Source organism: Flavobacterium aquiphilum, assembly GCF_027111335.1.
Classification (GTDB): domain Bacteria; phylum Bacteroidota; class Bacteroidia; order Flavobacteriales; family Flavobacteriaceae; genus Flavobacterium; species Flavobacterium aquiphilum.
In genome coordinates this window covers 1,213,926-1,235,794 of sequence record NZ_CP114288.1, presented here as the reverse complement: position 1 = coordinate 1,235,794, position 21,869 = coordinate 1,213,926, and the positions used below count along the sequence as shown (strand labels likewise).

At 34.6% G+C, this 21,869-nt stretch carries 25 protein-coding genes; 10 read left to right on the top strand and 15 right to left on the bottom strand.

Annotation, left to right across the window (positions count from 1 at the left end; genetic code table 11):
* Nucleotides 1–327: 327 nt before the first annotated feature.
* The 6 genes from OZP12_RS05015 (at nucleotide 328) to OZP12_RS04990 (ending at nucleotide 5,409) form a co-directional block, all read left to right on the top strand.
* A complete protein-coding gene (locus tag OZP12_RS05015) occupies nucleotides 328–1,386 on the top strand; it encodes a 3-oxoacyl-ACP synthase III family protein (RefSeq protein WP_281227960.1) in 1,059 nt (352 codons plus the stop codon).
* A gap of 167 nt (nucleotides 1,387–1,553) precedes the next feature.
* Nucleotides 1,554–2,075, top strand: a complete 522-nt coding sequence (locus OZP12_RS05010) for a methyltransferase domain-containing protein (protein ID WP_281227959.1) — start codon at nucleotides 1,554–1,556, stop codon at nucleotides 2,073–2,075.
* A gap of 60 nt (nucleotides 2,076–2,135) precedes the next feature.
* Nucleotides 2,136–2,834 carry a porin family protein gene (locus OZP12_RS05005; protein ID WP_281227958.1) on the top strand — a complete coding sequence of 233 codons (699 nt, stop codon included), beginning with the start codon at nucleotides 2,136–2,138 and terminating at the stop codon, nucleotides 2,832–2,834.
* Between the two features lie 149 nt (nucleotides 2,835–2,983).
* Entirely contained in the window at nucleotides 2,984–3,832 is an 849-nt protein-coding gene (locus OZP12_RS05000; protein WP_281227957.1) for a glycosyltransferase family 2 protein, read from the top strand.
* Between the two features lie 69 nt (nucleotides 3,833–3,901).
* Nucleotides 3,902–4,651, top strand: a complete 750-nt coding sequence (locus OZP12_RS04995) for an MlaE family ABC transporter permease (RefSeq protein ID WP_281227956.1) — start codon at nucleotides 3,902–3,904, stop codon at nucleotides 4,649–4,651.
* The gene (locus tag OZP12_RS04990) at nucleotides 4,648–5,409 is read left to right on the top strand and encodes an ABC transporter ATP-binding protein (RefSeq protein WP_281227955.1); all 762 of its coding nucleotides are present in this window, start codon (nucleotides 4,648–4,650) and stop codon (nucleotides 5,407–5,409) included. The genes OZP12_RS04995 and OZP12_RS04990 overlap by 4 nt, the downstream gene beginning before the upstream one ends.
* 80 nt (nucleotides 5,410–5,489) lie before the next feature.
* Here the strand turns inward: OZP12_RS04990 and OZP12_RS04985 are convergent, their stop codons facing one another.
* The 15 genes from OZP12_RS04985 to OZP12_RS04915 all read right to left on the bottom strand — a co-directional run bounded on the left by OZP12_RS04985 (nucleotide 5,490) and on the right by OZP12_RS04915 (nucleotide 17,113).
* Entirely contained in the window at nucleotides 5,490–6,545 is a 1,056-nt protein-coding gene (locus OZP12_RS04985) for a mannose-1-phosphate guanylyltransferase (protein WP_281227954.1), read from the bottom strand.
* 35 nt (nucleotides 6,546–6,580) lie between these two features.
* Nucleotides 6,581–7,180, bottom strand: a complete 600-nt coding sequence (locus tag OZP12_RS04980) for a SprT-like domain-containing protein (protein WP_281227953.1) — start codon at nucleotides 7,178–7,180, stop codon at nucleotides 6,581–6,583.
* Nucleotides 7,181–7,290: 110 nt separating this feature from the next.
* Entirely contained in the window at nucleotides 7,291–7,968 is a 678-nt protein-coding gene (locus OZP12_RS04975; protein WP_281227952.1) for an SDR family NAD(P)-dependent oxidoreductase, read from the bottom strand.
* Between the two features lie 79 nt (nucleotides 7,969–8,047).
* Nucleotides 8,048–8,689 (bottom strand): hypothetical protein, encoded by a 642-nt coding sequence (locus OZP12_RS04970; protein WP_281227951.1) that lies wholly within the window; start codon nucleotides 8,687–8,689, stop codon nucleotides 8,048–8,050.
* 3 nt (nucleotides 8,690–8,692) lie between these two features.
* Nucleotides 8,693–9,727, bottom strand: coding sequence for an ATP-grasp domain-containing protein (locus OZP12_RS04965; RefSeq protein ID WP_281227950.1), 1,035 nt, complete (start codon nucleotides 9,725–9,727; stop codon nucleotides 8,693–8,695).
* Nucleotides 9,728–9,760: 33 nt separating this feature from the next.
* On the bottom strand, nucleotides 9,761–10,471 hold the full coding sequence (locus OZP12_RS04960; RefSeq protein WP_281227949.1) for an NRDE family protein: 711 nt from the start codon (nucleotides 10,469–10,471) through the stop codon (nucleotides 9,761–9,763).
* Nucleotides 10,459–10,947: a DinB family protein gene (locus OZP12_RS04955; protein WP_281227948.1), complete on the bottom strand. Its 489-nt coding sequence runs from the start codon at nucleotides 10,945–10,947 to the stop codon at nucleotides 10,459–10,461. Before OZP12_RS04955 ends, OZP12_RS04960 begins: the two co-directional genes overlap by 13 nt.
* A gap of 1 nt (nucleotide 10,948) precedes the next feature.
* Nucleotides 10,949–11,338, bottom strand: coding sequence for a DoxX family protein (locus OZP12_RS04950; protein ID WP_281227947.1), 390 nt, complete (start codon nucleotides 11,336–11,338; stop codon nucleotides 10,949–10,951).
* A gap of 6 nt (nucleotides 11,339–11,344) precedes the next feature.
* Entirely contained in the window at nucleotides 11,345–11,806 is a 462-nt protein-coding gene (locus OZP12_RS04945) for a YHS domain-containing (seleno)protein (RefSeq protein WP_281227946.1), read from the bottom strand.
* A 98-nt stretch (nucleotides 11,807–11,904) separates the two neighbouring features.
* Entirely contained in the window at nucleotides 11,905–12,786 is an 882-nt protein-coding gene (locus tag OZP12_RS04940; protein WP_281227945.1) for a helix-turn-helix domain-containing protein, read from the bottom strand.
* Nucleotides 12,787–12,808: 22 nt separating this feature from the next.
* Nucleotides 12,809–13,438, bottom strand: a complete 630-nt coding sequence (locus OZP12_RS04935) for a pyridoxamine 5'-phosphate oxidase family protein (protein ID WP_281227944.1) — start codon at nucleotides 13,436–13,438, stop codon at nucleotides 12,809–12,811.
* Nucleotides 13,439–13,524: 86 nt separating this feature from the next.
* Nucleotides 13,525–13,938, bottom strand: coding sequence for a nuclear transport factor 2 family protein (locus OZP12_RS04930; RefSeq protein ID WP_281227943.1), 414 nt, complete (start codon nucleotides 13,936–13,938; stop codon nucleotides 13,525–13,527).
* A gap of 335 nt (nucleotides 13,939–14,273) precedes the next feature.
* Nucleotides 14,274–14,810, bottom strand: coding sequence for a carboxymuconolactone decarboxylase family protein (locus OZP12_RS04925; RefSeq protein ID WP_281227942.1), 537 nt, complete (start codon nucleotides 14,808–14,810; stop codon nucleotides 14,274–14,276).
* Nucleotides 14,811–15,161: 351 nt separating this feature from the next.
* Nucleotides 15,162–15,839: a Crp/Fnr family transcriptional regulator gene (locus OZP12_RS04920; protein ID WP_281227941.1), complete on the bottom strand. Its 678-nt coding sequence runs from the start codon at nucleotides 15,837–15,839 to the stop codon at nucleotides 15,162–15,164.
* A gap of 134 nt (nucleotides 15,840–15,973) precedes the next feature.
* Nucleotides 15,974–17,113, bottom strand: a complete 1,140-nt coding sequence (locus OZP12_RS04915; RefSeq protein WP_281227940.1) for an acyl-CoA dehydrogenase family protein — start codon at nucleotides 17,111–17,113, stop codon at nucleotides 15,974–15,976.
* 96 nt (nucleotides 17,114–17,209) lie between these two features.
* Between OZP12_RS04915 and OZP12_RS04910 the strand changes: the two genes are divergently transcribed.
* From OZP12_RS04910 to OZP12_RS04895, 4 genes are all read left to right on the top strand, one after another.
* Nucleotides 17,210–18,277 (top strand): anhydro-N-acetylmuramic acid kinase, encoded by a 1,068-nt coding sequence (locus OZP12_RS04910; protein ID WP_281227939.1) that lies wholly within the window; start codon nucleotides 17,210–17,212, stop codon nucleotides 18,275–18,277.
* A 283-nt stretch (nucleotides 18,278–18,560) separates the two neighbouring features.
* Nucleotides 18,561–19,136, top strand: coding sequence for a chalcone isomerase family protein (locus tag OZP12_RS04905; protein ID WP_281227938.1), 576 nt, complete (start codon nucleotides 18,561–18,563; stop codon nucleotides 19,134–19,136).
* 168 nt (nucleotides 19,137–19,304) lie between these two features.
* Complete coding sequence (locus OZP12_RS04900) at nucleotides 19,305–20,531, top strand: Glu/Leu/Phe/Val dehydrogenase dimerization domain-containing protein (RefSeq protein WP_281227937.1); 1,227 nt, start codon at nucleotides 19,305–19,307, stop codon at nucleotides 20,529–20,531.
* 222 nt (nucleotides 20,532–20,753) lie between these two features.
* The gene (locus tag OZP12_RS04895) at nucleotides 20,754–21,644 is read left to right on the top strand and encodes an energy transducer TonB (protein WP_281227936.1); all 891 of its coding nucleotides are present in this window, start codon (nucleotides 20,754–20,756) and stop codon (nucleotides 21,642–21,644) included.
* Nucleotides 21,645–21,869 lie beyond the last annotated feature (225 nt).

The following is a 21,869-nucleotide window of genomic DNA, read 5'->3' as shown; positions in this document are numbered from 1 at the left end:
AAAAAAAGAATTGCACATTATTTCTTCTCAAAACACGATTCTTTATCTAGTCCGTCTCAAAATAAGACATCCGGATTATAAAAAATTTACATTTTTCTTCATAAGTGGTAAGGCTGTTGTTTATTTTTATAACAAAAACAACTCACTTTGTTATTAATAATAATTCGAAAAATATAGAGCCTGTTTTTGCAATATTCAATAAAATATAATCGATAAATTTACGACAAATTCAATATTTCACAATTATATGCATGCATAACAAATAATTTGTACTTTATACATTTATTATATTTAATTTAGCCGAAATTTACCCTGGAACCTGTCAAAATGAAAATAAAAATAACTGGTATAGGAAGCTATATTCCTGAGAAAAACATTAGCAATACAGACTTTAGCGAACATGTTTTCCTAAACGAAGACGGTTCACCATTTGCTTACCCAAACGAAGTGGTGATTAATAAATTTAAAGGAATTACAGGTATCGAAAAAAGAAGGTATGCCGAAGATCATTACACTGCTTCGGACTTAGCCTTTTTTGCTTCCCAAAAAGCAATCGAAAATTCAGGAATAGATCCGGAAACTCTGGATTATATCATTTTTGCCCACAACTTTGGAGATGTTAAACACGGCACCGTTCAATCGGATATCATTCCGAGTTTGGCCACAAGGGTAAAACATCAATTAAAAATAAAAAATCCAAAATGCGTTGCCTACGACATCCTTTTTGGATGCCCTGGATGGATTGAAGGTGTTCTACAAGCCAATGCATTCATAAAATCAGGAATGGCAAAAAAATGCCTTGTGATAGGCGGTGAAACGCTCTCCCGCGTAGTAGATGCACACGACAGGGATTCCATGATTTACTCAGACGGAGCCGGAGCTTCGGTTATAGAAGCCTCAGATGACGAAACCGGATTGTTGTCCTACGAAAGTGCCACTTATGCCGCCGAAGAAGCCAACTTCCTTTATTTCGGAAAATCATACAATCCGGATTTGGATCCAAGCACCAAGTACATCAAAATGTACGGCAGAAAAATTTATGAATTTGCCCTAAGCCACGTTCCTACAGCCATGAAGAGCTGTTTGGATCAAAGCGGTATCGAAATTGGGGAAGTCAAAAAAATCCTGATCCATCAGGCCAACGAAAAAATGGATGAAGCTATTATTCATCGTTTTTACAAATTATACGGGCAAACACCTCCAAAAGATGTTATGCCGATGAGTATTCACGAACTAGGAAACAGTAGTGTTGCCACCGTTCCAACGCTTTTTGATCTTTTGATAAGAGGGCAAATTGAAAACCAGGAAATTCACAAAGGGGATGTTGTCATTTTTGCTTCGGTTGGAGCCGGAATGAACATTAACGCCTTTGTCTATAGATATTAACAATAAACTGTACGCTTATATTGCCAGCCCACCTCACTTTCCCAGTGTTGTGGGCTATTTTTTTTGGGAAAATTAATTTTTTAGAAACCCCATTACAAGTCGTAAAAGAAACAGAATCTTTATATTTGCAAACTCTAAAGCAAAAGCGATAGTTAAAAATCAAAAACATGTACGAAAAAACGTTTCCCAATAAAAGATTCAAACATACTTTAGAATTTTTAAAAAAACACATTCCTACTTCCCAAACCATATTGGACTTGGGCATTGATAATCCTTTTTCCAAAATCATGAAAGAAGAAGGTTATACCGTAAAAAACACAGCCGGTGAAGATTTGGATAAAAACCAAAGCGTTTTTTCGGAAGGAAAACAAGACGTGGTGACGGCTTTTGAGATTTTTGAACATTTGCTTAATCCTTATACAATTTTAAGCGAAATCAAATCCGATAAATTATTAATATCAATTCCTTTGCGTCTGTGGTTTTCATCTGCTTATCGCAGTAAAACAGATATGTGGGACAGACATTACCATGAATTTGAAGACTGGCAATTGGACTGGTTATTAGAAAAAACAGGCTGGAAAATCATAGACAGGGTAAAATTTACACATCCTGTCAAAAAACTTGGGATTCGTCCTTTCTTGCGTCTTATTACACCAAGATATTACATTGTTTACGCAGAAAGAAAATAGTCGGGTGATATTTTACATCAAAAAATGTAAAAACAAAACTAAAAACAGAAAACAAAAACTATGAGAAAAATATTTTTTGGTATTTTATTTCTATTAATTTCATTTGTAAACTATTCACAAAATTCAAAAATTAAATTTGGAATTCAAGGCGGATTAAATTATTCTAATTTTAGAGGTTATGATATCCCTGATGACATTAGTTATGATTATTCTGAAAATCCTGCATTTGCTTTTTTGGGAGGACTAAATTTTGAATATCAAATTAAAGAAAAATTGAGTTTAAAATTAGAATTTAATTACGAACGAAAAAGTCAAAAGTCAAAAACGATGCTTGAAACAATAAATGTAAATCCCGATCCAATCTCTGGAGGATTCGATGAATTGAGATCTAAAATAAATAATGACTATTTGGTATTACCAATAATGCTAAAATATAATTTCAGTAACAAAAATAGTTTTTTTGTAAATGGCGGTCCATTTATTGGATATTTATTAAAATCAAATTTGGAGGAAAGCTTGTATTTTAATGGATCAGTCAAAGAATCACGAACGACTGAAACAACAAATAGTTATAATAAAACTGATTTTGGATTATCGATAGGATTTGGAAAAACAATCGAAATAAATGAAAGAAACTCAATTTTTATAGAGCTAAGAGAAAATCTAGGTTTGGCTAAATCAAGTAAATATAAAGTTTGGGAAGATGGAGAGGCTAAAACTAATTCATTGAATTTAATAATTGGATATTCGCGGAATTAAAAAAAACATCGCCCAACCTCCGTTGTAATATGGTAGGATTTGGCTTAATTTGAAGATGGTTTTGCACTTGAGAAATAGTCATTAATCGAAAGATTACGCTTTCTTAATCCACCACATTGCCAAAATAGAGTTGAAAAAAAGACTTACTTATGCGTTACTACATTATTATTCCCACCTACAACGAAGAATCATTCATTCAATTAACTTTAGACAGCTTAGCAAATCAAACTGTTTTGCCTAGCAAAGTGATTGTAGTTAATGATAATTCTACTGATAAAACTCCGGAAATTGTATCGACTTTTGCCAAAGAAAATCCATTTGTACGTTTGATAAATAGAAATTCAGAAGCAATACATTTACCGGGAAGCAAAGTGATTCAGGCTTTTCACGAAGGTGAAAAACACATTGATGACAACTACGATCTTTTGGTAAAAATTGATGCCGATTTGATTTTCCCTTCCAATTATTTTGAAACTATCATCAACCATTTTGAATCGGATTCAAGGATTGGAATGGCTGGCGGATTTTGTTATATCGAAAAAAACGGAGATTGGGTTTTAGAAAACCTAACCGATAAAGATCATATCAGAGGCGCATTGAAAGCGTATCGAAAAGAAACTTTTAAAGAAATTGGAGGCTTAAAACCGGCAATGGGTTGGGATACAGTTGACGAATTGCTTTGTAAATTCTATAACTGGAAAGTCGTTACCGATACTTCTTTGCACGTAAAACACCTTAAACCAACAGGTGCCAGCTACAACAAAACGGCACGCTATAAACAAGGAGAAGCTTTTTACACTCTTGGCTATGGTTTTTGGATTACAGCAATTGCATCGGCAAAACTAGCAATGATGAAAAAGAAACCTTTGCTTTTTCTGGATTATATAAATGGTTTTTGGAAAGCAAAAAAAGCAAAAACACCTTTATTGGTTACCAAAGAGCAAGCCCGTTTCATCAGAAATTATCGCTTGCAAAAAATGAAAGAAAAACTTTTCTAAGTAAAAACGCATAACCTATAACTTATAACTCACAACAAGTTTGTAATTTAGCCCATATTCTATACAATTATGATGCTCATTCGCTATATAACCGAAATTGGAAAATATTTTTTAATGTGGAAGGAAATCTTCAAAAAGCCAACTAAATGGTCGGTTATGAAAGGTTTGATTTTCAAAGAAATTGATGATTTAGTTATTGACTCCCTGGGGATTGTCGGATTCATTTCTTTTTTCGTTGGTGGAGTTGTTTCTATCCAAACGGCTTTGAACTTAACCAATTCCTTTATTCCAAAATACCTTATCGGATATGCAACACGCCAGTCGGTAATCTTGGAATTTGCACCAACTTTCATGTCGATTATCATGGCAGGAAAAATGGGTTCTTTCATCACATCTAGCATTGGATCAATGAGAGTTACCGAACAAATTGATGCCCTCGAAGTAATGGGAATCAACTCCTTGAATTACTTGGTTTTTCCTAAAATTATAGCTTTGCTTTTGTATCCTTTCCTTATCGGAATTGGGATGTTTCTGGGAATTGCCGGCGGTTATTTGGCAACTGTTTATGGTGGTTTTGGTGCCAGCGTTGACTACATCGAAGGACTACAAAGAGACTTTTTACCATTCCATGTGGCGTATTCTTTTATCAAAACATTTATTTTCGGAATGCTTCTGGCAACAATTCCTTCTTACCACGGTTTTTATATGAAAGGTGGAGCACTTGAAGTAGGTAAAGCCAGTACCGTATCCTTTGTTTGGACTTCGGTTACCATTATAGTACTAAATTATGTTATTACCCAATTACTCTTAACAAAATGATAGAAATAAAAAATTTAGAAAAATCATTTGGCGGTGTCAAAATCCTAAAAGGTGTTTCCAGTGTTTTCGAGGCTGGAAAGACCAATCTGATTATTGGACAAAGTGGATCTGGAAAAACCGTTTTATTAAAATCATTGTTAGGAATCCATACACCTGAAGTAGGAACAATTTCGTTTGACGGACGTATTTATTCTGATTTGTCTACCGATGAAAAAAGAGAAATCCGTACCGAAATAGGTATGCTTTTTCAAGGAAGTGCCTTATTTGACAGCATGACTGTTGAAGAAAACGTTGCTTTTCCTTTAAGAATGTTTACTAATGACAGTAAATCAAAAATTCAGGATCGTGTTGACTTTGTTTTAAAAAGAGTAAATCTGGTAGGCGCCCACAAAAAGCTGCCTTCTGAAATTTCCGGGGGAATGCAAAAAAGGGTAGCCATTGCGCGTGCTATCGTAAACAATCCAAAGTATTTATTTTGTGATGAACCTAACTCTGGTTTGGATCCAAATACTGCGATATTGATTGACAACCTCATCAAAGAGATTACCGAAGAATACAACATTACGACCGTTGTAAACACTCACGACATGAACTCCGTGATGGAAATTGGAGATAAGATCTTATTTCTAAAAAATGGTGTTAAAGCCTGGGAAGGGACCAACAAAGACATTTTCCTTACCGAAAATGAAGCTATCGTTGAGTTCGTTTATTCTTCAGAATTATTCAAAAAAGTAAGAGAAGCTTATCTGAAAGGATAAATCAATCTTAAAACCAAAAAAAGAAAAGCCAGTCTTATTAAAAAAAACAGACTGGCTTTTTTTATCGAATAAGTTCTCAATTACTGTAACTGAGCAACGATTCCTTTTATTTCCTGCTCTTTACTTTTAGGATAAATCAACAAAACATTGTCTTTATCCACAATAATAAAATCTTCCAAACCATCAATAATTACTAGCTTTTCTTTGGCAGTACTAATAATATTACTAGAAGAATTCTGCAATAAGACTTTAGCATTTACCACTGCATTATTATTATCGTCTTTTGGCAATTTTTCATGCAATGAACCCCAAGTTCCTAAGTCGTTCCAATCAAAAATAGCTGGTAAAACATAAACATTCGAAGCCTTTTCCATTACGGCATAATCAATCGAAATATTTTCTGCAGAGGAATAATTATCTGCAATAAAAGATTTTTCTTCGGCAGTATTATAACTTTCGAAACCTTTTTGGAACAACGAATTCATTTGTGGCTGGAATTTTTCGAAAGCATCAGTGATTGATTTGACACTCCAAATAAAAATCCCTCCATTCCACAAGAAATTACCGCTTTGTAAAAATAATTTAGCTGTTTCATAATCCGGTTTTTCACGAAATTGTGAAACTTTTTTCATCGGATTTGAATCTGTTTTGTCGTATTCGATGTAACCAAAACCAGTATTAGGAAACGTAGGCTGGATTCCGAGGGTCATTAAAGCATTTTCTTTGGAACAAAAATCAAAACACTGTTGCAAATTTTGCACAAAAGCATTTTCATCCTCAATCCAATGGTCACTTGGTGCGACAACCATAACCGCATCCGGGTTTTCTTTTTGAATTTTCAATGAAGCATATAAAATACATGGGGCGGTGTTTCTCATTGCAGGTTCCAACAACACCTGTTCCTGCTTCACCATTGGCAATTGCTCCAAAACAATCGAATTGTAATTCTCATTTGTCAAAATCAAAATATTCTCAACCGGAATCAACTTTGATAATCTGCTGAATGTTTTTTGGATCAAGGTCTGCCCTGCTCCCAACATGTCATGAAACTGTTTTGGTGTTTCTTTGGTACTCACTGGCCAAAATCGTGATCCGATTCCGCCAGCCATTAGTATTGCATAATAATTCTTGTTCATTTTGTTTAATTTTTATTTGCTTTTACAGCAAATTTTTAGCCGGGCAATAGTTCAACCTCGGCATTGGGATTAAATAAATACAACCGTCCCGAACTTATTTCTAAACATTCGTAGCGTTTGGTTCGTATAGCTATCTTCTTGAAAATCTTCCCATTTGAAATCCTAAAAACACTGCCATAAGGAATTTCAAAGATATAATTTTTATCATTTGGTTTATCATATTGCTTCAGTGCCAATGCCAATGTAGCGTCTGTATCACTACTTGCAGATGGGTTTTTGAAGTGTCTCGCCAGCAATGGCAATAAATGGCCAGGAAAAATCTCCGGCCGAATAAAGGGCACCATCAGCCTTTGAAAAGAATATTTCCATTCATTCCCGTGGGGCTTTATGTTCCTGCCAAATTTTTCAAAAGCCACCAAATGCGAAATTTCATGAATTAACGTAATCAAAAATCGATATTTGTTAAGACTCGCATTTACCGTTATCTCATGTTTCCCACTTGGCCCTTTTCGGTAATCACCGTGACGGGTTTGCCTCTCATTGACAATTTTAAGATGCACCTGATTGGCAACAATCAGTTCGAAAACTGGTTGCACAGCATGTTCAGGTAAATATTTTAAAAGTGTTTGAGACAAAGTAATTATTAATTATAAATTGTAAATTATGGATGGATTATAAATTGAGAAACGGACTTACTAATTCTGAAAATAATCGTTTATAACTCATAATTCATAACTTATAGCTCTTATGGATTGGTTGAAGATACAGGTAACACTTTACCGTTAAAATATTTATGTCCTGTAAGGGTGAAATCAAAAATATAGTTAGCCATTTCACTAGCCGAAAGCGGCGCTTGATAACCTGGGAACGCTTCTTGTAACATTTCGGTTTGAACAGATCCCAAAGCCAGTACATTAAAAGAGATTCCTTGTTCTTTATATTCTTCTGCTAATAATTCAGACAATGTAATTACTGCTCCTTTACTGGAACTGTACGCTGCCAATCCGGCAAACTTCAAACTTCCCTGAACGCCTCCCATCGAGCTGATGGTTACCACGTGGCTACCTTTTTTCAAATAAGGCAAACAGATTCGGGTCAAATTGGCAACACCAAAGACATTGACTCTATAAATATTTTCGAAATCTTGTTGTGAGGTTTCTACAAATGGTCGTAATAATAAACTGCCAGCATTATGGACAACGGCATCGATTTTTTCCCAAGTAGCAGAAAGAAAATCAGTTACTTGCTGTAATTCTCCTTCTTCGGATAAATCAACCGAAAGGCAAGTAATATTTTTATGGGAAAGCAAAGCTTCATTTGTTTTTCTCGACAAAGCAAGTATTTGATGTCCTGCATTAGCAAACTGTAAAGCCAATTCAAGACCTATCCCTCGACTGGTTCCTGTAATTACAATATTCTTCATGTCGCAAAAATAATCAAAACAGATAAAAAAAGGAGAATTAAGTTCCAAAATCAAATTTCTGTCCTCAGACTTCTGACCTCTATTTTTTGATATACTTTTTATAAACTTTAAAAGTTTGCCAAATAGCCAAAACCACAAAAAATAACGGAATACAAATTGGCATTATGTATTTGGAAAAAGAAAATGAATTTCGTGACAAAGAATCTAAGATAACTATTGCTGCCAACATCCCCCAAAAGGTACCTATTAAAGTTCCTAGGATATAATGAAATTTAAGTTTTTTTACTAAAGATATGTGATTGGCATTCATTAGATATAAATTCCAGCCCACCCAAAACGGTATTTGAAGAAAATTCAGCCCACACAAAACCATCCCAATTATAAAAGGGGAATATTGAACATATTGCAGCAAATAATTATGATCTTGGAATGTTTGGCCTGAATAGGCATAAAATAAAAAGGCCAATAACAAAAGAAAGAATATGGCAAAAAAATCAATGCCTTTCATTAATTTTTTATTATGCATTAATTGGTTCGCAAAAATAACGGTAAAATAAATCACAAACGCCTCAATAATAATCACTCCAAACAAATAGGAAACCAATGAATTTAGTCCAGATTTAGAAAAAACCTCAACTCCAACTATATTCAAATAACCAAGTGGTAATGAGCCCACAAAACTCACAATAAATCCAACCGTTATATTTTTAATCGCCTTCATTTATCAAAAATTTACAATTTTTTTATTTTGCATTTGATGCGAACGGTATTCTTTCATTCCTACATTATGCGCCAAATAAGGAAATCCCTTTTGATAATTAGCCGCGCTAATTTCATACATATACGTAATGTGTCTCGCCAGCTCCTTCCAAGCAAACAGTAAGGAATGTTTAGGGTCATAAATATGTGTCGGTTCACTTGCAGCTCCATTCAATTCTACAATCAAAAAATTTTTTCCTTGTTCCAGATCTCCAAGAGTATCATACATTATGTCCAATCTCCCAAAATAGAAACCGGGAATCTGCGCGCACATTTCATTGAAAGTCTCGGTTAACCGAGGTGTTATCCAATGACTCACATCAATAAACTTGGCACCACGCGCATGATTTCCATAAGGGACCAAATTTACTTGTTCACCAATAGGTAAAATCTCCTGCAATTTATTCCCGTATTCTTGCTTCAATACTTTCAATTGCAATTCGTATCTAGGATTTTCCTTTATTAATTCTTCAATAGTGGCGTAACCATTTCCAGTAATTGTCAGAAATTCTTTGGCGACCATACCCGTAATTCGGCCTTGCTTTTCGTGTGGATATCGTACATAAAAAATGCCAATTTCATTTTTATATGGAATTAAATTTTGAACAATAAAATCAAAATTTGCTTTTTCGGCATATTGTTTTAAATCTGTTGCGGTCTCTATTTTTTTAACTCCTGAACCGCGCAGACCGATATCCGGTTTGGCAATAAAAGGATATGCAATTGCGGCATTTTCTATAACCTTCATTATATCCTCCAAAGAAGTCCCAACTCTTATCAATTCCGTTTTCGGATAGTATTTTTTTGGAATCAAATTATAAATTTGCTTTTTACTTTCCATCATAAAACCACCATTTTTGATAGTCGGATTGGAAGCATTGAAGAAAAAAATTGATTTTGCCTTAATCGAATAATATGCCCATAGAAAATAAATCGGAGTATAAACGATTTGAAAGGGCCAATATTCCCAGTGGGTCAATTTGTGAAAAAATAGTTTCAATTTGAAAATGTTTTATAAACGCTGTCAAAGCTATTAAATGGAAATAAATGTTTTAGAATACTCTTTATCGGTAATCAGGTCCAAATGATGAATCATCACTTTGTTTTTCTCAATAACAGATTGAGTAATGCTAAGGGTTTTCATTACATTGTCTCTATTAATAACCAAACCATGTTCCTTGTTTTCATTTTCGGTATAACGATGAAAATGAAGCATTTTATCTTCGGTAATTTTTAAATTATTAGCTAAAAAAGTATAAAACCACTTAGCTCGTTGTTCTCGAATTTCTTTAGAATATAAGGTTGACGAAGACCAAACATGATTTTTATGAATATCCAAATTTAGGACTGATTTTTCGATTCCGTCCCAACGCAATTGAAAAAGTTGTTTATCTTGAAACAAAACTAAGGTAAAAGGCTCGATATTATCTAAATCCATTTCATCCCAAAACTCCTTTGGCGACGAACTACTAATCATTTCAAGAACAATCAAACCTCTGCTTTTTCGATACGGCAATTTGACTTGATGCTTTTCAACCGCTCCATTAAGTAACACCAAAACAGTACCCTTTTCATCAACTACATACCAAGTTCCTCCTGCCTTTGGATCTTTAGGATAAATAATGTTTTTACCATTCAAAACATAGTTCTTAGGCGGAATCGCACTCGGTCGAACTATTTTTTCATCTCGATTCGATGTGATGATAATTGTATCGTTGGTACAAACAAAACTTACTGTGCACATTGTTTTCTGTATTCAATTGTAGAACGAGCGACACCAAAATTATCATCAACAGCAATACTTTCACATTTTAGAACAGCCACTTTTATCAATGCCTGATGATGTATGCAATGTTCTAAATTATATAACAATTCTCTATAATAATTACTTTGAATTTGAATTGGCTCACCATCAATAATTTGTTGCAATTCCAGATTTTTATTTTCCTTCGAGACTGTATTTTTGATCTCCAAAATCATTTCAATGGCGAAATCAGTGTCAGTTTGAATCAATTTATTTCGATCTCTCTTATCATAATTTACGATTCCGGAATTATAATTTCGGCTCAAACATTGAAACATCTCAACGATATGCCGTGTATGTTCCCCAATACTCGAACCGCTCAATTCAAAACAAGATTCTGAATATTGTTTTTCGGATAATTGATTGAGTAAACCAATTAACTCATCTAAGCTATTGTTTATGGATGAAATTAGCATACTACAGTTTTAATTTTAACAGATTAGGTAATTTACTTTTATTCCAATAAATCAAAGCAATACAACAAAGAAAAGTAATTATTGCCAGAACAAATAACTCTCCTCCGTCATTTTTCACTTCGATTCCCAATACAAAAAGATGCGAAAAAATAGCTCCAAGCATAACACCGGTTCCCATCAAAGCACCTAATAAAGTTGTTCTGGGAATCAGAATTAAAATAGCGGCGATTAATTCTGCAATTCCTGATCCAATTCTTCCGTATGGTTCCATTCCTAAAGTTGAGAAAATATAAACACTTTCTTCAGCTCCGGAAAATTTAAAATAAAGCGTTTGCAACAAAATGATTGCTGCCGTTAAACGCACTATCCAAATTAAAATCGATGTTTTCATGATCTCTTATTTTATATTTTTTTTCCAATTAGCATCCGCTTTTGCTTTCAAGCTGTTTTCGTCCTTATTCCAACTTTTTAAAGTATTATTGAAAAAAGCATTATAAAACAGATACAATTTTCCGTCAATAATTTTGAATGTTTCGGGATTGATTTCGACTTTCTCTCCGGCGCTTCCCATTGCATAGGCACACCAACCTCCATATTGTGGTTCGAAAGAAGCAGGATTTTTCGAGAAAATTTCTTTATTTGTTACAGACGAAAATTGATAAATAATACCCTCGTATGAAGCTGAAATTTCTTTTTTCCCTTTTACAGCATTATTTTGTTTAAAATAAGACACGGGATCATAGCCTTGAATGGCTACTTTATTTTCCAAATTATATTCAGATATTTTTTTTCTTGCACTTTGAGCAAATGTTGCCGAGAATGCAAAGACAACCAACATTAATATTATAACTCTTTTCATGATAACCTTTTATTTAAATATTTCTACAATACAAATTTAAAACAGTAAAAAAAGGCAAAATGTCGGGTAGTTTACATTGGAGGTAAAATTTCGAAAAATTAATTGACAGCTCTGGCAAAACCAACAGTGTCACGGTAGGTTTGAGGAGAAACCTCAGCATTAGTTTTAAAGAAACGGCTAAAATAATGCTCATCTTCGTACCCAAGTTCATAGGCAATTTCTTTTACTGCCTTATTTGTTAAGTACAACTCACGCTTGGCTTCGATAATAATGCGTTCTGCAATTAAATTCGTCAACGTTTTATTGAAGTGATTTTTGGTAATTTTAGCTAAAGCTTTTGGAGAAATATTCAGCAATTCGGCATAATCGCTCGCAGAATGTTTGGTTTTAAAATTCTGCTCAATGAAATTTCTTAAATTCTGAAGTACAAATGGTGCCGATTTTTCATCTACTACTGAAGTTGCAACAGCTTGTTGTTCTTTTTTTAATCGAGAAGCTGTAATGAGAAAAATTTTTAAATACGATATCAGCAACTCATATTGTGCCATTGCCGGATTTTGCATTTCAATTTTCATTTGTTCCAAAACCATATTGAATGTAGCCCTAGCCACTTCATCAACCATTACATACGGCGGTTCATAAATATTATTGAATAAAACCCCATTACAAGCTACCTCGTCATGGTGTTTCATGATGCAAAAAAAATCAGGATGAAAATGAATCACTTTCCCTTCAAATAGATCATCTGGTGATAGCATAAATGGCTGATAAGGCGCAAAAGCTAACAATTGATTTTCTGTAAAATCATATTCAGAGAAATCAACTTTTACTTTGCCATTTCCTTTTTGAACCCAAATTAATGAATAATAATTCAATCGCTGAATGTGATCAAAACAAGCATTACTTTCAAAAGAAAAAAGTTTGAAAGCAAGATTTCCGTTTTGAGGATTGACTAAAGTAAAGCCGGATTGATTTATCATATTATAATTTTTATAAACAAATTTAGCTTAAACCAGCTTCTTTTAATTTGTTTTTAAGATTTTCTATTTCTTCTTCTAATTGTACAATATGTTGAAACTTTGGTTCGAAAGCCCGCTGTATTTCTTCTACGGTAAATCGTGGTGTGATGTGCTGAGGGCAATTCCAATCAAAAGCATCAATATGAAAAAGCATCATGCGCTCTGGATGAAATTTATACTCACCCAAATCGAGTTTGGCTAATAATTCGAGATTGTCTTTAAGTTCCACTATTTCGGCTTTGGCCAAAATTTTCAATCTCGCTCTTGCCGGATAATCGACCATAATTAATGCTACATTATTGTTGGTTGCAAAATTCCCAACAGATATGTATTGTTTGTTTCCCGAAAAATCGATGAAACCAATTGTGTTTTTATCCAAGATTTTCACAAAACCTTTGGGTCCGCCACGATGCTGAATATAAGGATAGTTTTTTTCGCCAATAGATGCCAAATAAAAACTATCCCGATTGGCTATAAAACCCATTTCATTTTCGGATAAGCCATCAACGATATTGAACTTTTCCAATCGTTCATACCCTTTTCGACTACCATGTTCTTCCTGTAACGCTTTGGCAGCATCCGAAAATGCTATTTCTGCAAAATTTTTAGCCATGACTAAGTAATAATTATGAATTAACAATTACGAATTACACCTATGAGAAGTGTTTTTATAAAAATAAAAACGTGTTCCCAAATTACTTATTTAAATTTTCTGTCTTTCTCTTCTATTGGCAAGTCATTGATACTGGCAAAACGTTTGCGCATCAAGCCATTTTCATCAAACTCCCAATTTTCATTTCCGTAGGCGCGAAACCATTGGCCATCAGCATTTCTATATTCATATTCAAAACGAACTGCCATTCGATTTTCGCGAAAGCCCCATAATTCTTTTTTCAGCTTATAATCGAGTTCCTTTTCCCATTTGCCTTTTAGGAATTCTTTTACGGCTTCACGTCCATTAATAAAATCGGTTCGATTGCGCCATTCTGTATCAACAGTGTAGGCCAAAGCAACACGTTCCGGGTCTTTACTATTCCATGCATCTTCGGCTAATTGTACTTTTTGCAAAGCAGTTTCCATATTGAATGGAGGAAGTGGATGTTTTTGTTCCATGATAATTACGTTTATTTAAAATCTTCTAATGCAAAATAAGATCACATTTTTTAAACCATATAAGGCATTTAAGTTCATATAAGTTTTAATCTTTCTTCTTGCTTGACAAGGCAAACGCATAAGTTTAAAAAATAAACCACAAATTACACAAATTAACACAAATTTTAATTTCGTATTATTACACGAATCTGATAAATAAAGATAAAATTGGTATAATGTTGTTTTAAGAATTTGTACATTTTGTGTTAAAAATAACTCATGCGTTTGCACTGTCTTACATAACCTTATATGCCTTATATGGTAAATTTAATTTTACTTTTTTTAAAAAATACAAATTATAAGGATGGTGCCAAAGGAAAATCAACTGGCACTTTTGTCAAATTGTGTAAATAGTTCATTGCCGTTTTATCACTAACTTGAAGTATCAAATCAACTAAATTTTCATTCGTAAAACCTTGAGCAAAAAAAGCAGCAACTAAATCTGAATTAGCATTCCCTCTTGTTTGAGTGATTTCTGCAGCAAGCTCTACCAATGCATTCAATTTTGCATCAGTTGCTTTTCCTTTTCTGATGTCTAAAATTTGCTCGTCTGTAAAACCATTCATTTTCCCAATAACAGTATGAGCGCTTACACAATAAACACAGTTGTTAACTTGACTTACGATTAAATTTACCGCTTCTTTTTCTTTATTATTTAAAGATGTTTTAGCATTTTGATAGGCTAAATATTTCTCTAATCCATTTTTTGAATACGCAATTGTAGCATATAAATTTGGAACAAATCCTAATGCTTTTTGTAGATTGTCAAAAATTGCCTGATTGTTTTCTGAAACTTCTGATCTTGTTGGGACTGAAAATGTTGTAGTTGTCATTTTATTTATTTTTAAAATTGCTTGTCATTATTGACATTACAAAGATGCGACAGCTTTAAAATTTATAAAATGGACAATAAACGCAAGGTGGTGGACAATTTTCTCTTTCAAAATATGCCCGTTAATTTATAGTGAGAGAAAAAAAGTTAGAAAACTATAATTTAACCAATTGGGTATAATTCAAAAAAATGTTTTAACACATAGAAACATAGAAATTTAATTGATAAATAAAGGTATTTCAAGAAAATTAGAATTTTTTCACATAGCTTATGTGATTTATTCTGAGGGAAACGCCTTTTTGAAACTTATTAAACTATGTTTCTATGTGTTAAAAAAATTACACCCAATGGGTTATAATTTAGTAATATCGTCAATGATAATTTCTTTACGATTATAATGCAACAAACCATTGGCTTCCATTTCATTTAGCAATTGCGTGGCTGTTTGCCTTGAAGTGCAAATAATTTGAGCCATATCATTTTGAGTGAGATAATTTTCAATAACAACCCTGTTATCTATGCGCTTTCCTTCTTTTTCTGCCCAATCTTTCAGGAACTGATACAAACGGGTTTTGGCATCTTTCGAAATTAAATTGGCATAATTGTTTTTGATGCGTTTCATTTTTAATCCCACAAACTTGGTATAAGACAAAGCCAAACTAGGATATTTGAGCAATAAATTTTCAAAATCAGACATTAAAAAACTGCAGATAATAATTTCATCGGTTAATGCTTTGGCGTATTCATTCGAATTGCGGTCATTGTCCAATTCTAATTCTCCAAATAAATCGCCTTTTTGAATAATATCCTTAATTGTTTCATTCCCGTCTTCATCAACAGAAACAATTTTTATATTGCCTTTTTTAAGCAAAAAAACACGAGGCACATCCGAAGAAGAAAAATAAATAATATCCCCTTTCTTTGCTTTTTTAAAACCTGTTATCATACATAATTGCTTTAATTGAGACATACTTAATGTCCAAAACAATTTATGATGCCTGAGGTACCAATATTTTAATTCGTCGTACATGATTATTTATAAACACTTTACTAATTAGTGTAAAAATACATAATGTCCCATTCAAAAAACACATTCTAAAATAAAAAATCCAAACTTGACAACTCAAGTTTGGATTCCAGTATTCTTTTATTAATAAAAATCTACTATGATTTCAATGACCTTGAAATTACAATTTTCAGGATTTCTGAAGTTCCTTCATAAATTTGAGTGATTTTGGCATCACGCATCATACGTTCCACATGATACTCGGCAACATAACCGTTTCCTCCGTGAATTTGCACCGCTTCTATTGTTGTGTCCATCGCAGTTTGGGATGCAAATAACTTAGCCATTGCCCCCGATTGCGAAATATCCATGCCGGCATCTTTTTGACAAGCGGCGTTAAAACACAACAATTTAGCCGCTTCAATTTGTGTTGCCATATCGGCAAGTTTGAAAGCAATCGCCTGATGATTGAAAATTTCTTTCCCAAAAGCTTTTCTTTCCTGAGAATATTTTAACGCCAATTCATAAGCTCCAGTTGCAATTCCCAACGCTTGCGAAGCAATACCGATTCGTCCTCCGTTTAAAACAGACATCGCAAAATTAAAACCAAAACCATCGGCACCGATTCTATTTTCCTTTGGTACTTTCACATCATTAAACAATAGTGAATGTGTATCAGAACCGCGAATTCCCATTTTCTTTTCCTTTGGTCCAATATCAAAACCGGCCCATCCTTTTTCAACAATAAAAGCATTGATTCCTTTATGGCCCTTTTCAACATCTGTTTGGGCAATGACAATATACGTTGATGCTGAAGCACCATTGGTAATCCAGTTTTTGGTACCATTTAACAAATAATAATCTCCCTTGTCAATGGCTGTAGTTTTTTGCGAAGTCGCATCAGAACCTGCTTCCGGTTCAGACAAACAAAATGCACCGATTATCTCTCCTTTGGCTAACGGAACCAAATATTTCATCTTTTGTTCTTCATTACAATATTTTTCCAATCCCGCACAAACCAAAGAATTGTTCACAGACATGATAACGGCTGCCGAAGCATCTACTTTGGCAATTTCGGTCATGGCCAGGACATAAGAAACACTATCAAGACCTGATCCTCCATATTTGGGATCAACCATCATTCCCAGAAAGCCAAGTTCTCCCATTTTTTTGACCTGTTCCGTAGGAAATTTAGAGTGCTCATCTCTTTCTATTACACCTTCCAACAATTCAGTTTGAGCAAAATCTCTCGCTGCTTGCTGTATCATTAATTGTTCTTCGGTTAGAGTGAAATCCATAATAATATAAAATAAAAGTTGTTTTTTGTTTAAAAAATCTTTCCAAAGATATATTTAAATTATGAAATATTCAATTCCGAATCGTAAATTTGCCTTATGAAAAAAGATTACTATAACGTTATCGGAGTGATGTCAGGAACTTCGCTAGATGGAGTCGATTTGGCTCATATCCAATTTGAAATAAAAAACGATAAATGGACATTCGAGATACTGGAATGCGAAACCATTTCTTACAGCTCTAATTGGGTTTCCATCTTAAAAACTGCGGTAAATTATTCAGAAAACCAACTTAAGGAATTAAACGAAAACTATACTCAATTATTGGCGTCCATCATCGCTGACTTTATAAAAAAACACAAACTTGAAAATTTGGATGCCGTTTGTTCGCATGGCCACACCATTTTGCACCAACCCCAAAACGGTTTTACGCTTCAAATTGGAAATCTACCCGAAATAGCAAAACTCACTCAACAAAAAGTAATTTGCGATTTTAGAGTACAAGACGTTCAACTGGGAGGACAAGGAGCGCCATTGGTTCCCATCGGAGATCGAATTTTATTTCAGGAATACGACTACTGCATGAATCTTGGCGGTTTTTCGAATGTGTCTTTTGAAGAAAACAATACTAGAATCGCTTTTGATATTTCGGCCGTAAACACGGTTCTCAATTTTTACGCCAATCAATTAGGACTGGATTATGACGACAAAGGCCAAATTTCAAGCACAGGCAATTGCAACATTGATTTACTAAACGAACTGAATGCTTTAGATTTTTATCAAAAAAAGCATCCTAAATCATTAGGATTCGAATTTGTAAAAGAGGTTCTTCTTCCGATGATAGAAAGTTACCCAATATCGATTGAAGACAAATTACGCACTTATACCGAGCATATCGCCATGCAAATAGCATTGGCTTTGCCAAAGAAAAACGGAAGCATGCTAACTACTGGAGGCGGTGCCTACAACACCTTTTTGATCGAAAGGATCCAATTTCATTTACCCAAAATGAATATTGTCATTCCGTCTAAAAAAATTCTGGAATTCAAAGAAGCCTTAATTTTTGCTCTATTAGGCGTTTTAAAAATGCGCAATGAAATTAATGCGCTTCAGAGTGTGACGGGTGCAAAATACGACCACAGCTCAGGTGTAATTTATGATGCTTAAAAATAAGAGTTCCTCTTCTACATCTAAAGACACTCTTGTTTTAACCCGACTTTTACACATCTAAATTCGTTCTCAAAAAAGACCATAAGAGAACAACAAAATTAATTTAAGATTTTTTACTCCTTTTCGTGTAAGTGACTTTTTACTAAACAATTCAATTTTGACAAAAAACACGGACTACAACGATTTAATATACACAATTGACAAAATAGCATTGTTTTAGCATGTTGTTTTTGAATATTTAGCACTAATTTTGCATGAAATTTCAAAAATACCACTTACTATGAAAAAAATACTATTAGTAATCGCACTAGGAATTTCGGCCTTATTCACTGAGGCAAATGCACAAAAACAAATTGTTTTTGAAGGCGTCACTCTCCCAAGAACAATAAATTTCGAAAACAAAACTCTTCAGCTTAACGGTGCAGGATCCAGATCCAAAATGTGGATGGAAGTTTATATCCAAGCTTTGTATCTAAGTCAATTGTCACAAAATCCAAAAGAAATCATTAACGACAATCAAGAAATGTCCATCCGAATTGAGATTACTTCCGCATTGGTTTCTTCAGGCAAATTAACCCGCGCCATTCATGCAGGGTTTGAAAAATCTGCTGGAGCTGATTTCAATGCTTTGAAACCTAAAATGGAATTGTTAAAAGGCTTCTTGGCCGACGACATTAAGAGAGGTGATGTTTTTGAATTAAGCTACAATTCTAAAGACAGTTCGGTTTGGGTTACAAAAAACGGTGAACTCAAAGGAAAAGTTCCCGGATTTGATTTCAAAAAAGTATTTTTCGGTATTTGGCTAGGCGACAATCCGGTCGATGAAGAATTAAAAAATAGCTTGTTAGGAATCTAAAAATTCCAACCCCGTTTCAATAAAAACACTTAAACACAAAAAATGCTTTTGTATTCATCATGGATATAAAAGCATTTTTTTATTGGACAAAACAAAAATTCATACACTATGCATTTTTCTCATAAAACCTTTTTATATATTTGTCAAAAATAAACATATCACAAAAATATGAAGGATTTATTAAAGAAATTTGAAAACAAAGCTCCTGAGATCATTTTCAACTGGAAAGATTCCGAAACCGAAGCCGAAGGCTGGACAGTGATTAATTCTCTTCGTGGCGGTGCCGCAGGAGGTGGAACCCGAATGAGAAAAGGGCTTGACATGAACGAAGTTTTGTCGTTGGCAAAAACGATGGAAGTGAAATTTTCTGTTTCTGGACCTGCCATTGGCGGTGCTAAATCTGGAATCAATTTTGACCCGAACGATCCGCGAAAAAAAGGCGTTTTGCAACGTTGGTACAAAGCCGTTTCTCCTTTATTGAAAAGCTATTACGGAACGGGTGGTGATTTAAACGTAGATGAAATCCACGAAGTAATCCCAATGACTGAAGAATGTGGTGTTTGGCATCCACAGGAAGGTGTTTTTAACGGACATTTCAAACCTACCGAAGCCGACAAAATCAACAGAATCGGACAATTGCGTCAAGGAGTAATTAAGGTTATCGAAAACCCAAGATTCTCACCGGACGTAACCCGAAAATATACCGTTGCCGATATGATTACCGGTTATGGTGTAGCCGAGGCTGTGCGTCATTTTTATGATATTTATGGTGGTTCTGTAAAAGGAAAGAAAGCCATTGTTCAGGGTTTTGGAAACGTAGGATCAGCAGCCGCTTTTTACCTTTCGGAAATGGGAGCCAAAATCGTTGGTATTATAGACCGGGACGGCGGATTAATCAACGAAGAAGGTTTTTCTTTTGAAGAAATAAAAACATTGTTCCTTACCAAAGACGGAAATAAACTGGTTGCCAAAAACATGATTCCTTTTGAAGAACTAGACCAAAAAATATGGAAAGTGGGTGCCGAAATATTTACCCCTTGTGCCGCATCAAGATTAGTTACGCAAAACCAAATCGACAGCCTAATTGCCAACGGACTGGAAGTAATTTCGTGTGGTGCCAACGTTCCTTTTGCCGATAAAGAAATTTTCTTTGGTCCGATTATGGAAGCCGTTGACCACAAAGTAAGCCTTATTCCTGACTTCATTTCGAATTGTGGAATGGCTCGAGTTTTTGCCTATTTTATGGAAAAGAAAGTTCAAATGACAGACGAAGCCATTTTCAACGACACTTCCCAAACCATCAAAAATGCCATTGAAAAAGCGCACAATTTGAACAACTCCAAAACAAACATTAGCGCTACGGCTTTTGAAATTGCCTTAAAGCAATTGACATAACAAAACCAATTCTTTTTTAACTGCACGGATTCAACAACATCAAAACTGTTGGATCCATGTTTTTTTTTGAAACAACCAAAGCAAAAAACCTTTAAACAACCTCATATGACTTATATGGTTAAAAAAACGTTTTTTGATTAACACAATTGTCTCTTTTTTGTCTTGACAATTTTCACTAATTTTCGGCGTTTTTATAAATACACTTTTAATTCAACTTCCACGATGAGTTCTATACTTTCCAACGATCAAAAGAAATCATTAGTCCTATCCATACTCCTTTACGCATCCTTATTGCTATTGTTATTTTTTTTACGCTTTTGGCCACCATATAATGCAGAAAACAATTTAGCACTTGCTGGCGGCGGCGGCGGCGGAGTTACCATAAATTTTGGCGACAGTGATTTAGGATCCGGAAAAAACACACATAGCGAAGTCTTGAATGTACAAAACCAAGCCAAACAAGTTCCCGCCAAAAGCACTCCCGACGAAGCCATTTTATCACAAGAAAATACCACTGAAGAAAGCGTCGTAATTCCGCAGAAAGAAAAACCTAAAAAAAAGGAAGTTGTCGTTAAACCCGAACCAAAACCCGAAGTGGTAAAACCAAAAGTATCCAACTCCACCAATGCTGCCTTGGCGAGTATTCTAAAAGGTTCCAACAAAGGTGGCGATGGCGACGACAAAACCGCGGGAAATAAAGGAAAATCCAACGGAAGCCTAACTGCAACCGGCTATTACGGCACAGGAGGTTCCGGAGGCGGAACAGGCGGTGGAAACGGTACGGGAACAGGAATTGGCAACGGTAGTGGTTACGGCCCCGGAAGCGGAGGCGGTTCGGGCGGTTCAGGCTATTCGCTCGGAAACCGAAAAGCACTTTCCAAACCCGCTCCAAAATACACCTGCAACGAATCCGGCAAAGTGGTCGTTGAAGTCACTGTGGACCAAAACGGAAAAACTATAAGTGCAACACCCGGAGTAAAAGGAACAACCAATACAGCAGGCTGTCTTTTAGACCAAGCCCGAATCGCGGCCATGAACACCAAATGGGAATCCGACAGCAATGCCCCGATAAAACAAGTTGGAAGAATTATTTACAACTTCAGTTTGAATTAATCCGATAATTTAGGAGCACAAGTTTTGTGTATTTCATCAAGAGTAGTCCCGCTGTCCTTCCTATCTTTTTAAAAAATACCCCTTTCAGTGTCTTAGACTTTGAAAGGGGTATTTTTTAAAAAGGATATTCCCTCCCATCGGGGCTCAGTTTTACGGGTTCAGTTTTTCATAACAACTTTTCTCATCAAAAATAAGCAGGCTCCACAAGTCATTGCGAGGAACGAA

Bases quoted from the DNA above. Each gene is read 5' to 3' on its own strand.
- OZP12_RS05015 (WP_281227960.1), top strand. From the start codon at position 328: ATGAAAATAAAAATAACTGGTATAGGAAGCTATATTCCTGAGAAAAAC.
- OZP12_RS05010 (WP_281227959.1), top strand. From the start codon at position 1,554: ATGTACGAAAAAACGTTTCCCAATAAAAGATTCAAACATACTTTAGAA.
- OZP12_RS05005 (WP_281227958.1), top strand. From the start codon at position 2,136: ATGAGAAAAATATTTTTTGGTATTTTATTTCTATTAATTTCATTTGTA.
- OZP12_RS05000 (WP_281227957.1), top strand. From the start codon at position 2,984: ATGCGTTACTACATTATTATTCCCACCTACAACGAAGAATCATTCATT.
- OZP12_RS04995 (WP_281227956.1), top strand. From the start codon at position 3,902: ATGATGCTCATTCGCTATATAACCGAAATTGGAAAATATTTTTTAATG.
- OZP12_RS04990 (WP_281227955.1), top strand. From the start codon at position 4,648: ATGATAGAAATAAAAAATTTAGAAAAATCATTTGGCGGTGTCAAAATC.
- OZP12_RS04985 (WP_281227954.1), bottom strand. From the start codon at position 6,545: ATGAACAAGAATTATTATGCAATACTAATGGCTGGCGGAATCGGATCA.
- OZP12_RS04975 (WP_281227952.1), bottom strand. From the start codon at position 7,968: ATGAAGAATATTGTAATTACAGGAACCAGTCGAGGGATAGGTCTTGAA.
- OZP12_RS04970 (WP_281227951.1), bottom strand. From the start codon at position 8,689: ATGAAGGCGATTAAAAATATAACGGTTGGATTTATTGTGAGTTTTGTG.
- OZP12_RS04960 (WP_281227949.1), bottom strand. From the start codon at position 10,471: ATGTGCACAGTAAGTTTTGTTTGTACCAACGATACAATTATCATCACA.
- OZP12_RS04955 (WP_281227948.1), bottom strand. From the start codon at position 10,947: ATGCTAATTTCATCCATAAACAATAGCTTAGATGAGTTAATTGGTTTA.
- OZP12_RS04950 (WP_281227947.1), bottom strand. From the start codon at position 11,338: ATGAAAACATCGATTTTAATTTGGATAGTGCGTTTAACGGCAGCAATC.
- OZP12_RS04945 (WP_281227946.1), bottom strand. From the start codon at position 11,806: ATGAAAAGAGTTATAATATTAATGTTGGTTGTCTTTGCATTCTCGGCA.
- OZP12_RS04940 (WP_281227945.1), bottom strand. From the start codon at position 12,786: ATGATAAATCAATCCGGCTTTACTTTAGTCAATCCTCAAAACGGAAAT.
- OZP12_RS04935 (WP_281227944.1), bottom strand. From the start codon at position 13,438: ATGGCTAAAAATTTTGCAGAAATAGCATTTTCGGATGCTGCCAAAGCG.
- OZP12_RS04930 (WP_281227943.1), bottom strand. From the start codon at position 13,938: ATGGAACAAAAACATCCACTTCCTCCATTCAATATGGAAACTGCTTTG.
- OZP12_RS04925 (WP_281227942.1), bottom strand. From the start codon at position 14,810: ATGACAACTACAACATTTTCAGTCCCAACAAGATCAGAAGTTTCAGAA.
- OZP12_RS04920 (WP_281227941.1), bottom strand. From the start codon at position 15,839: ATGTACGACGAATTAAAATATTGGTACCTCAGGCATCATAAATTGTTT.
- OZP12_RS04915 (WP_281227940.1), bottom strand. From the start codon at position 17,113: ATGGATTTCACTCTAACCGAAGAACAATTAATGATACAGCAAGCAGCG.
- OZP12_RS04910 (WP_281227939.1), top strand. From the start codon at position 17,210: ATGAAAAAAGATTACTATAACGTTATCGGAGTGATGTCAGGAACTTCG.
- OZP12_RS04905 (WP_281227938.1), top strand. From the start codon at position 18,561: ATGAAAAAAATACTATTAGTAATCGCACTAGGAATTTCGGCCTTATTC.
- OZP12_RS04900 (WP_281227937.1), top strand. From the start codon at position 19,305: ATGAAGGATTTATTAAAGAAATTTGAAAACAAAGCTCCTGAGATCATT.
- OZP12_RS04895 (WP_281227936.1), top strand. From the start codon at position 20,754: ATGAGTTCTATACTTTCCAACGATCAAAAGAAATCATTAGTCCTATCC.